General features: G+C 32.7%; 5 protein-coding genes and 1 pseudogene. 3 read left to right on the top strand and 3 right to left on the bottom strand.

Annotated features, from left to right (window positions below):
• Positions 1 to 26: 26 nt before the first annotated feature.
• The 3 genes from asd (at position 27) to AAGD20_RS06420 (ending at position 2,772) form a co-directional block, all read left to right on the top strand.
• Positions 27 to 1,040 (top strand): aspartate-semialdehyde dehydrogenase, encoded by a 1,014-nt coding sequence (gene asd, locus AAGD20_RS06430; protein ID WP_341748860.1) that lies wholly within the window; start codon positions 27 to 29, stop codon positions 1,038 to 1,040.
• A 250-nt stretch (positions 1,041 to 1,290) separates the two neighbouring features.
• Positions 1,291 to 1,743, top strand: coding sequence for a 23S rRNA (pseudouridine(1915)-N(3))-methyltransferase RlmH (locus tag AAGD20_RS06425; RefSeq protein ID WP_094649778.1), 453 nt, complete (start codon positions 1,291 to 1,293; stop codon positions 1,741 to 1,743).
• 84 nt (positions 1,744 to 1,827) lie between these two features.
• Positions 1,828 to 2,772 carry an LD-carboxypeptidase gene (locus AAGD20_RS06420; RefSeq protein ID WP_341748859.1) on the top strand — a complete coding sequence of 315 codons (945 nt, stop codon included), beginning with the start codon at positions 1,828 to 1,830 and terminating at the stop codon, positions 2,770 to 2,772.
• 483 nt (positions 2,773 to 3,255) lie between these two features.
• Here AAGD20_RS06420 and AAGD20_RS06415 read toward each other — a convergent pair.
• The 3 genes and pseudogenes from AAGD20_RS06415 to AAGD20_RS06405 form a co-directional block, all read right to left on the bottom strand.
• Positions 3,256 to 6,492 (bottom strand): annotated as a pseudogene (locus AAGD20_RS06415) (type IV secretion system protein); the annotation flags it as partial.
• Between the two features lie 26 nt (positions 6,493 to 6,518).
• Entirely contained in the window at positions 6,519 to 9,176 is a 2,658-nt protein-coding gene (locus AAGD20_RS06410; RefSeq protein ID WP_410520917.1) for a type IV secretion system protein, read from the bottom strand.
• Positions 9,177 to 9,399: 223 nt separating this feature from the next.
• Positions 9,400 to 12,288, bottom strand: a complete 2,889-nt coding sequence (locus tag AAGD20_RS06405; RefSeq protein ID WP_341748857.1) for a type IV secretion system protein — start codon at positions 12,286 to 12,288, stop codon at positions 9,400 to 9,402.
• Positions 12,289 to 12,395: the final 107 nt, after the last annotated feature.

The raw sequence follows: 12,395 nt of genomic DNA, 5'->3' as shown, positions 1-12,395 counted from the left end.
GGATAAAACAATTAAATTAAGTAAATATGACAAAAAAATATAATATCGCAGTGGTTGGGGCAACAGGTAATGTTGGGCGAGAAACTCTAGAAATTTTATTTGAGAGAAGTTTGCCAATTAATAATATCTATGCTATAGCATCGAGTGAATCTAATGGTAAAGAAGTTAGTTTTGGAGATGGTACTATAAAAATAGCTGATATAGATAGTGTAGATTTTAGTAAAATTGATATTGCTTTTTTTTCAGCCGGATCAGAAATATCAAAGAAATATATACCCATGGTTACCAAGCAAGGCTGCGTAGTTATCGATAAATCATCATTTTTCAGACTTGATCCTGATGTTCCTTTGATAGTTCCAGAAGCTAATCTGGCTAGCCTAAAAGATTATACTATTAAAAATATTATAGCTAATCCTAATTGCTGTACTGTTCCCATAGCTACCGCGTTAAAGCCTTTGGATAATGCCGTAAAGATTAAGAGACTGGTTATATCAACCTATCAGTCAGCTTCCGGAGCAGGCAAAAAAGGAATGGAAGAACTGTATGAACAAACCAAGGCAAAATATGTTTTTAAGGACATTGAACCTAAAGTTTTTCCACATCAAATAGCTTTTAATTTATTCCCGCATATAGGTAGCTTTAATAAAGATGGTTCTACTAGTGAAGAATCTAAGATCGCCCTGGAATTAGAAAAAATTATAGGAACACATGCTAAAGCTAGTGTAACTTGTGTTAGAGTACCGGTGTTTGTTGGTCATGCTATTTCAGTTAATGTTGAATTTAGTGGGGCAATAAATGCGGAAGAAGTAAAAGAGATTCTTAAAGAATCAGACTCTATTGAGGTTAATTGTCATTTAGAGCCAATACAATATGTCACTCCCAAAGATGTAGTAGGTACGGATATGGTCTATGTCTCACGAATTAGACAAGATCATAGTCAAAAAAACACCATTAATTTATGGATTACAGCTGATAATTTACGTAAAGGAGCAGCTTTAAATGCTGTGCATATTGCTGAAGAGCTAATCAAGTATATTTGACAAATAATCAGAATAAATTGTGGATAACTTTGTGGGTAAATAAAAAATACTTATTTTGGGTAACTATGCTAAGGTCAGTTTTATATGTTATTGATAGCCAAGATATGTTGCCATAATTGCTTAAAGTATAGATTAAAGCTCGTTAACATTTTAATTAAAAATATATAAAAAGTCAATATAAATTTCTAACTTTTACTTAGTGCATAACTTTTTTGGTGTATAATTAAATTAATTAATCAATAATAAAATAATGAGACAAATACAAATAATTTCCGTTGGTAAACTTAATAATTATTATCAGCCAATTGCCAGAGATTATCAAAAATTGATAAAATATAATATAAAATCCACAGAAATTTGTTATTCAAAAAAATTACCAGCTGAACAAATCAAACAATTTGAAGGTAAATTAATTAATGAATTTTTAGAAGAAAAATCCTGTAAAATAGTACTAAACATTATTGGTAATGATTATAATAGTCATGAATTTACAAAATTAATAACAAATAATTTGCAATCAGGTAAAAATATACAATTTATTATTGGTGGTGCATTCGGTTTAGATAAATCGATTCTTGAACAAGCAAATATCCATCTTAGCCTTTCAAAAATGACTATGCCCCATCAAATGGCAAAAATAATATTATTAGAACAAATATATCGGACTCAGACCATAATAGAAAACCATCCATATCATAAATAGGTATATTACTCTATGAAATTTAACAATTATCTTTTACATATTAGGCTCCTAACAATTCATACAATCTTCCTACCAGTTATTTTTATGTCCTTATCAGCATTTGCTAATTCAGAGTTCAACAAGAATAATGCAGAATTTATTAATTTATTGAAAGATACAAAAATTACTGTTGTTGCTCCTGCTTCAGGAGTCAGCAATGAAATATTATCTAATTTGAGAAATATTACTTCGTTAAAACTAAATATTCTAAATGATTGCTTTAAAGGAAAAAGCCTATTCCATTCTTCCGATGATCAAACAAGATTATTATGTTTGGAAAAGGCCTTAACTGATCAATCAAATAACGTAATATGGGCTCTTCGTGGGGGATATGGTTCAGCTAAATTAATTCCTGACTTACAACGCTTAAAGAAACCGATAAAGGAAAAGTTTTTTATAGGATTTAGTGATATGACAGCTTTACATATTTTCTTTTCGCAAGAATGGGGGTGGAAAACAATTCATGGTAATGGTATCGCTGAAATACTTAAGCCAACTAAAGATCGTCAAAATTTTATAAAAATAGCAAAAATAATTTCTGGTAAAGAAACTCAAGCTAAAATTAAAGGATTATCAGCACTTAACCTTGCGGCAAAATCCAGTAAAATCGTTACAGGTAATCTTACGGGCGGTAATCTAAGCATTGTACAAACATCTATAGGTACATCATGGCAAATAAAAACGGCAAATAAGATACTTTTCTTGGAAGATGTTGATACAAAGCCATACCAACTAGATCGTATCTTATATCATTTAAAACAAGCAGGGCTGTTAGAACGAGTAAACGCTATAATATTTGGAACTTGTGGAAATGATAACGAGACCATGATTAGGACTCTTACTGATTTTGCGGCTACCTTAAAAATCCCAATATTTAAGACCAATAGATTCGGTCATGAACGAGTTAATAATCCAATTATCTACAACACTGATACAAAAATTATTGTTACTGATGATAATCAGTTTGAATTAATAATGCAATGCTATTAAATAACCCCCCTCTCTCTTGTCACCCCTGCTTACGCAGGGGTCTCAGATCATAGCACCCTACAATTTTTATTCTATAAGTATTAAACAGCATAAAAACGTCATTGCGAGAAGGCGTGAGCCTACGAAGCAATCCATATAGTCTTGATGTATCTATACTAATTCTCATGGATTGCTTCGTCGCTACTAAAGTAGCTCCTCGCAATGACGTTTTTACCCTGTCATTCCCGCGTAGGCGGGAATCTAGACCCCTGCTTACGCAGGGGTGACACAACAATGGATTGCTGCGTCACCGCTTTTAGCGGCTCCTCGCAATGACGCTTAGCAGTCAGCTTTCTTACTCATCATAAGGAAATAAATAAAAAATTGTAGGGTGCTATGCTCAGATTCCCACCGTTGCTAAGAATGACACAAGACTTTCACAGAAATGACAAAAAAGTTAGATGTCATAAAGGATGAACAGCTGGATTAGCTATAATCATTTTCATATTTAGACATTTTAGCAGCTAAACGATATTGATTGATCCCATCAACATGCGATTTCACTTCACTTTTAATAAGCTCTTTTCTTTCTTCTATTTTCTTCAGTACTGCTTTACTATATTCTAAAGATTGACTATCACCATTACTTTCGGCTTTCTCACGCATAATATCATAATGTTCTTGTCTACGTATATATCTATCCTCATCAATCATTCTTTGCTCAATCTTATGGGCATTGTCAATCATTTCACGAGTTTGAGTATCTGTTGCTTTTTCTCGCATAAATCTTTCTCCCATTAATACTGGACTTTCTCCATCATTTTCACCTTGAGCAAGAGCATTATATACCTGAAAGGAAAGATCTTTGTTGGTTAATTGTTCATAATAATCAATATCTGTTGTTCTACCCTGTAATTCAAGTTTAGCTAGATATTCAGGAGATGCGATATCTTCCTGAACAGCTATAGTTTCTTTATTGATTTTTGTCTTAAGTTTTTGATGTTCCAAAGCTCGTTGATCATCCTTAAGTGATTCATTATGGGTTCTAAGTCTTGGATCATTATAGTTAAAATCTTCCCACTCAGCCCCAGTCAAGTTACCCTCAAAAGCATCACGTAAATCCTTACCAACAACAGCCGTCAGAGCTTCCCGCTTTAACCCTTCATAACCAGCATATATTTTCTCCCCTATATTCCTACGTTTTCTATCCCGTAACGCTCTCTTTTCCTCAACACGCTTGTTCATATCTTGCCAACTTCTGAGAGGAGCTATATTTTTACCAAATAATCCTACTCCTCTTTTTGACATTTCTTGATGCGAATTCATATAAGCTTGCTGGAAATCTTTGGTAAACTTTGCATCACTGGCTAATTCTCGTAAACTCTTACCATCTTTAGTTTTCATTGACTCATTAAGTTGTTTCTTTTGATCTTCATTAAGAGAATCATATTTTTTACCTTCACCAAATTTAAGAGCTGCTAAATGATCTCGAAGTGCTGAATAACTATTGCCAGTAAATTCTTTAACTGGTTCATCAGGTTTAATGGTTTTCATAACCTCGTTAATAGCTCTGTGATAATCACTTTCAGCTTTAACATTAACGTCTTTATAATCTATACCGTAATTTCTTTTTACTTCACTTAAAACACTCGAATTTACTGATTTGGGGTCAAGTGCCTCTCGTGCTACACCCTTCATCATTTTTTTCTCATACCATATAGCAACAGGCATTGTTATCATTTCCACTCCTTGATCCGCCCTTTTCTTGACAGCCCCAAAAGCATAATTTGCAGGTCTCTCTATTTGTTGCTGAATAGGGGCAAAAGCAGCTTGTCCAACCGCTTGTAAATTTGTTAGATTACCCGATGTGCTAGATAAGAATTTAGCACTTGAAACAGCTATATCATTAAATTTACTTAGTAAATAAACACATACAAAAATTAACAATAATCCATCCAGCTGAACAAATTTACCATTAAAAAAGTTGTTAATTCTTGCTAAATCTTTGACTGGATCTAAAAATGGTAACTCAATATATCTATTCTCCTGACATTCATAAGCTGAACATAGTCTACCCTCCGGCGAACGACCTTCTGGTGAATTATCCCTTACACGATGATCAACAGGTACTAATATATCAGCTCTTGCTTTACTAAATTGGTTACCTTTCATTGGAGATGGAAACCACCAATAAAATATCGAGTCTCCAAGACTAGTATCTAGGTCTTCATTAATACTACCAAATAGTTCATTTATCGGACCTAAATTTGGGAAGTCATACTTACATACACCAAAACCAAGTGAAGAATATATTTCTGTTCTGATAATCATTGAAATAAATGCTAAACCAGTAAATAATATAATCGGTTGTATAGCATATGATATTAGCTGCCTTAACCAGTTCTCAAACAATGAACGGGTAATACCAAATAACATAAAGCAGATGAATATTGGTGCCATTATGATAATCATCCCAATAATTATCAATGCCGTAAGATATATAACAGTAGCCTTAAATACCATCATGAAGATATAATAAAGAGCTATCAGGAATAGAATTATATATATAAACCCTAATGGATCAACGAACAGTAATGAAAATAATTTTGCCATAGTTTGTGGAGCAATCATCAAGCCTATTATACTCCAAGAACCTGGTCCGGTCGCAGCAGTTTGTTTAATTATTTGTAATATTTGCTCTACCCCTTCTACAAAAAACACAAACAAATAATCATGGAAAAATTGCCAACTAATAGTAGAACTAAGTAAAGTAGATACTATACTAATTTTTACTATTCTAATTATTAGCTCAGTATGGGTGAGATTAACATTGCCAATCAGAAAAGAAAAGCCTGTAAATATAACATACAAAGTTAACAAAGCCGAAACAGATAAACGATATCCTGGTTTTTTAATAATATTCTCGTAAATTTTCCTAACTAACCCATGTTCCTCTCCTTTACCAAATAACTCAACTTTTATTAAATTTACTAAAAAGTCAATAGGATCTGGTCTAGTATCATTAACCCCAGATTTAATAACTACACGATACTGACCATTATTATCATCGTAAAACTTATCTAAAATCTTGAAATATAATGGAGATTTATCGTATTGCTTTTTTTTACCTTGATCTTCATCATATTTATAACTTATCCCTCCAGCTTTTACTAATTCACCTCTTTTATTAAGATCATAAAATGTATGACCAACCATAGGCTCACCAAGATGGGCGGTAATTCCTTTTGGTGTACGTTGGGTATCCAATGAAAGATTAGGATTTGTATTACTTTCAGCAATCAATAAATATAGCCCCACTCCATTTTTAAATAAGCATGGTGCATTACTAACTTTAGCATCTTTACTATTAGTACACATCTTACCATCTCTAAATTGGCATTCTTGTAATCTTTTACAAAATTCAGATAAAGTATTGGTATTATTTTCTTGACCATACCATGCACACCAAGCTGATAACTCTGAAGGGCTATTTTTATCTCCTTTAGCAAAATCCCAAGTTTTTACCAAGATAGTCAGTGGTTGACCATTTACATTATATCCAGTATCAACCCAAGGAGCAGATTGATTATCTTGTTGTTGCCCACTTAACTCTTCTTTTTTATATCTTGAAGAAATTACAAATTTTATAAAGCCAAAATCATCTGCATCAATGCACCTATCCCCAGTACACCCTGAAAGACAAAATATAGAAATTAACAAAATAGTACAAATATTCTTCATTTATAAAACCTAGGCTTAAATAGTAATTATTCCTGTTTAGTAGGTGGTGTGCCACCTGCTCCACCACCATCTGAATCATGTCTTGAGGCAAATATTTTGCCTGTATATTCTTTTTTATTTTCAGAGTCCTCTCTACCCTTTGCTCTATAATTTTGATCGATTACCTTGTCTTTAAATATTCTCGCTGGGGCAAGAGCTACATCCTTAATAGGTTTTGCTACAGTTCCCATATCCTGCATAATAGATTTTGTAGGATTATCAGGCTCTTGGAAATTCCCCTCCCGCCTTGCAGGTTGTACATTAGTCAATAGGACAACCACTTTAGTAACATAATCCACAAGCCCATGAGCCATTAGGCAATAAGCATAGAATAACAAACAACTGGTAAATATTACCAAAAATGTACCTGTAGAATTTAATAAAGTGTCTAAATCATTAATTTCTGCAACTGATGGACTAAAAAAAGGTATCCCAGGTAAAAATGGCAAACTAAAAGAAAAATTAATTGGTATATCTATATGTGTTAAATCTAAACCTATAGCTATTGGTAAGAATCCTGGATTCCAACATGCTCTAACTACAATTTTTAAAAGTTGATCCGACATCACTTGATCTATTAATAAAAAGAATATTAATAATATGCTTGGTTGCATCATATAACTAAATAAAGTAGATAGCCAGTTATCAAAGATACTTTTCGTTTTTTCAAATAGTACCAAGATTATAAAGAATGGTGCTAAAGATATCATCACTGACAAACCAATATATGCTATAACGTAACCTATGATAACTTCCAAAATAGCTCTAAAATAGAGTGTAAGAGAATAAATAGTTATGATAGCAACAACAATAAGACCATTATGGATTTGTAATAGCTGTATGAACAATAATAACCAAAATCTACCATTGGTATATTTGTCAAATATTGGATCAATAAAACCAAAAATATTAGACTTAGAACTAGTGAGTCCTGATACATTGCTCATTATATAGTCAGTACCCTCAATAAAGGCACTAAATAAATAATCATTAAAAAAGCTCCAACTATTTTCTCCTAGTAGCACTGCTACCAAAGCTATTTTTATAAACCTAGTTAATAAATCTTTAGCCGTTATCTGGGTAGCACCTGCTAAAAAGGTTAACGCATATATCATTACATAGAGAACTAATGCTGATTTGATGATTCGTCGTAACGTTACGTTTTTAGTTAGTTTAGTATAGAAATGCCAAGTACAATTATGAAAACTATCAGTAATAGGTTTAACGGCTCCTTTATATACAATATCTGAGAACCAAGTACTTCCAGTGTAATTAGCATAATTTACACTAATTTCTCCCATCACCTCTTTATTAGGATTCTTGACTCTAATCCATAAATAGCCATCTTTTTCAGCATCAATTGAAAAATCTTGGGCAATTTGTGTTCCAACGGTCGATTTTTCATCTGGCGTTCCACCATCTTCCATTATAGCATATTCAACTTCTATGTTTTTTTGTTGAGTATTACTAATAGCCTTATCACCATTACCTACTTCTACAATCATAATGTAGCGTCCAAAATGTAAGAATTTAGCACTCAAATCTACAGTAGAACCATTAATATAAGAACTAAGCTCACCAAAACTAGAAAAGCTAGTCCAATCACTAATTAGAGGCTTATCCAGAGCAGTAAACATACCTTGAATTGACCAATTAGTTGAAAAATCCAAATTACCGGCAACGCTAGACTTGTAATATAAGAAATTCTTTTTTAAAGATTCAGAATATACAAAACTTTCTGCTTCTCCCTTTATGACATTCCCACCTAGCGATATCTTCATTCCTCTTCCTTGATCATAGAAGCATACTGGATCATTATCATTAACAGAATTAGGACAATTTGTAACAGGTAAGTTATTCATACGGTCTATAGATGATTGAGTTAATGGCTTACCAACTAATATTAGCTTATCTAATATCTTATACTTGGTATTTGTCCCAGTACCACTACACTCTATGCTCTTTCTTGAGGGATCAATAGAATCACACAATCTTTCTGCAGTTGAATATAGTATTTTATTATCAAGGTTACTATTAGTGTAAAGTGACGCTATTCCCAGCGTATTACTCTCAAGTTCTGTTTTTAATATATCTTTGTCAGTAGCTGCACTAAAAAACTCTCCCGCTGCTGCAAGAGTTATGTTTATTACATCACCTTGTTCTATATGAATTTTTTGTCTGTTTTTAGCAAAATTAAAATAGTCTACATAATTTTGTATTTTATTAAATGCTAAAGTTGCATAATCTTTCGTTTGGTCAGTTGACTTAAATCCTGGAAAATCACTAGCTTCATACTTATTAGTTAAATAATTAAAAGTTTTAATAAATATTTGAGGTTTATTGAACCTTGGATCTATACGGTAAATCACCAAATATTTTCTTGGATTACTTACAGCTCCCCTAGTACTCCATTCAAACTTAATTGCTCTATCTTTTTTAACGTAGTTACCGGTAGAATTCCATGTATTGGGTTTTGCCAGGTCTAAAGAAATTCTGCCTTCTTGCATACCATTAAATTTTGGTACTTCTAGACATGTCGCAAATAAAGCACCAAGCCCACTTAAAGTTGAATTCATCCAATCATATTTACTATCATCGGCTTTGGCAGAATGAAAGGCTAAGAGAACTAGTAAGGCAATAAATATTTGCCCCTTAAATAGTAGACTTCCTGCATAAGTCAATCTAGTTGGTGATTTTGTCGTCAAAACTCGCCTCCGCTCCGAACAATCGTCTATGTACGCGAGGGTAGCAGGCTTCGTTTTTCCTAAAAATCCCTCAACTATCTTTGACTTATGCAGGAAGTCTAGTAAATCTACCAACAAAATTAAATACCTAAAATTTCTCATCCTATTCACTTATTTTCAATTATTATTTCGGACTCGTATTAGAAGCACTTTCACCACCACCTTCACTATTATTTGAACTTTCAGCCTTATTGTTACCATCACTATCCTTGGTATCAATTTTTGATCTAGCTTTATTACCCTTATCAAGGGCTTTATTCCTATCTTTTAATCTTTTACTAGCATCTTGCTTGATTGCGTCTCTTCCTTGTTTGTCTAAACCAACTTTTTTCAAAGCTCCTTGCTCCATTGCCGATGACATATTTTGCCCCATAGAGGTAGCAGAAGGTCCAGCAGTACTAGTCAATTTTGCCACCATTTGCCCAGAAAATTCAACATAACCATACATTCCATAGGAAATAATAATCAAGGCAATATAATGTTGCATATTCAAGCCCATCATCCCAGAACGAGGATCCATCCCCCAAGGTGCAAACCAATTGATACACAAAATCTCTAAATTAGAGAAAATTGCAGGAAGACCCGGAATGGCAGGGAATGGAATTTTTATTGGTAAAGCACATTTCCAACACACACTATAACCAGTTGTAAAATCCAAGTAAATTGTAAACAACTGAGTAAGTATAATAATTCCTGCCATTAAGATTACTGGTTCTATCATATATCTAAAAGTAAATCGCACCCAATTATCAAATAAATATCTAGTAAAATCAAATAGCATAAATGTAAGAAATAGTGGAGCTATGCCGATTAATAAAGCTGTTGCCATAAATGCCATAATATAAACTGCTACCGCCCGAAGAACGGTAATGATTACTATAATTACACTAATAAATAGTATAACAAAATAAATCAGTCCACTAAGGCCCATTGATAATAAAGATAGCACTTGACCAGCAAAAGTTTTACTAAATAATATTTTACTCATTAATGCATCTAAGAACATAAAAGGATTTGATATCTTATCCGTAGATGAAAACATACTATAACCACTCATATTAGAGATGATCCCATCTGAAAAATTAGTGATAAAATCAAATATATATTCATTAAAAAATCTAAAAGTACTCTCATTCATTAATCCACTAACTATGGCAATTTTTGCTATCCTAATTACCAAATCCTGTTGATTGATTTTAACCATACCTAGTAAAAACATTGCCCCATATAACATAACGTAAAGAATTAACACTGCTTTTATATAGTTAAAAAAGTTACTACAATTAGTAGTTCCACCACCATAGCAAGTCATGTTCTTAAAAATTGTTACCGCAGCATCCTTGATTTTTCCTTTTAACAACTCAAATAAAGGATTTAGAACATTAAAAGTAAAGCTACCCACCTTTTGTGATGTACGAAATTCTACTTTGTACCTACCATAACTTTCTTTATAATCCTCTTTTGCATTGTAAATTCTCATCCATAAATATCCAGTATCATTCGCCGTAATTTTTGCATTACCATCGGCATCTTTCACTTGAATATTAGTAGTGCTATAAATTGTACTAGTTTTATTAGGATTTTCACCATATGGCATTATTAAATACTGTACTCCACCACGATTCTCTATAACATCATCAAAACTATTACCATTACTTCTTCGACATTTAGTTTGCTTAATATTTAACACATAACCACCAGTATTTTGGCTATAGTCAGAATATTTTGACCAAAAACGATATTGTAAATAGCTTTTTGCTGTAGCGGTTATAATATCGTTAAAAATAATTTGATATTTACTATTAACCACCTTACTATCATTTCCTGAATCATTCTCCTTGTCTTTATCATTTATTTTAGCAAATGCATAGCCTGTTCCTGGAGATTTAGATGGAGTCCCACTATTATCGATTCTGTATAATAGACCTGTTGGAGCGGCATACCAAAAATGTCTTTTTTTCTGATAATCTCCTTCTATATACTCTTTATCTTTAATACTATGATCAACATCTGGACATGTAGAAGATGGAATATTTAAATTATGAGAACATTCCGGATGAAAATCCGTAAATAATTTTCCAACATTATTAGACCAAGGAGATGTAAAAAAATCATCATCTCGATAAGGTTCTGGTGCTTCCTTCATATCATTAACCCAAGCCCCGTTTTTAGGGCAGCTATAGGTTGCACAACAACCAAACGCTACAGTACAAAAATCACCAATTAGTTCCATACAACCAAAAAAACAAGCGGAAGGACAGTATCTTGTACTGGGTCCATTATATAAACCATCAACCCATTTACAACCACTAACATACTCTCCATAATATATTGAATATCTACCACATAATGGACTGTATTTTCTCTTGCCTTCTGAGCAATCTGCTGTTTCTATAAAATTTTTAGATTCACCATCTTGCTTAACAAACTTAAAGATATTTTTTACACTAACATTAACCATATTTGGCAATTTCTTTTGATCCGGCAAAATTGATATTACAACCTCATCATTAACAAATAATTCAGCTATATTTCGCCATTCATCAGTTTTAGCATCAAAAATTAAAGATAACGGTTCCACATTAATTTCTTCAACCCTAGGAATGGCAATTCTGTTACCATTACTATCCAAATCTGAAAGTTGTTGGATATTATTTGGGGGAATATAAGCCCTGCAGAGACTTATATTGCCTTTTATTGAAAACTGAATCTCCTTCCCATTTGTAACAGCTAGGTTAGTATTTAACCATTCTCCGTAATGGTTAGGATCATACTTAGTATTGAGCGAACCATCTGGGTTTGTTTCAGTAATAACAGTATAGTTTCCTGTTGCGTTAAGCATTACCGTATTAGTAATATAATCGGTATTACCACCCTGTGTGTCATCATATCTCATAAGACAACCATTAGTAATTTTTACTGATCCTATCATCGCAAGCACTACCATAACAAGGCTAACCAATAAAGCAATTAGACCTAGTAACATTATAAGTTTTGATAAATTTCCTTTCATATTATAATATCCAAGTTATAGCTAACCCCATTAGTATTTATCCATAACAAATTGACGTAATTACAAGAAGGTGTGAAGTCCAAACAAAGTAATCTACCTTGTGGCGT

Source organism: Candidatus Tisiphia endosymbiont of Sialis lutaria (assembly GCF_964026535.1).
Lineage (GTDB): Bacteria > Pseudomonadota > Alphaproteobacteria > Rickettsiales > Rickettsiaceae > Tisiphia.
This window is presented reverse-complemented; position numbering and strand designations above follow the sequence as displayed.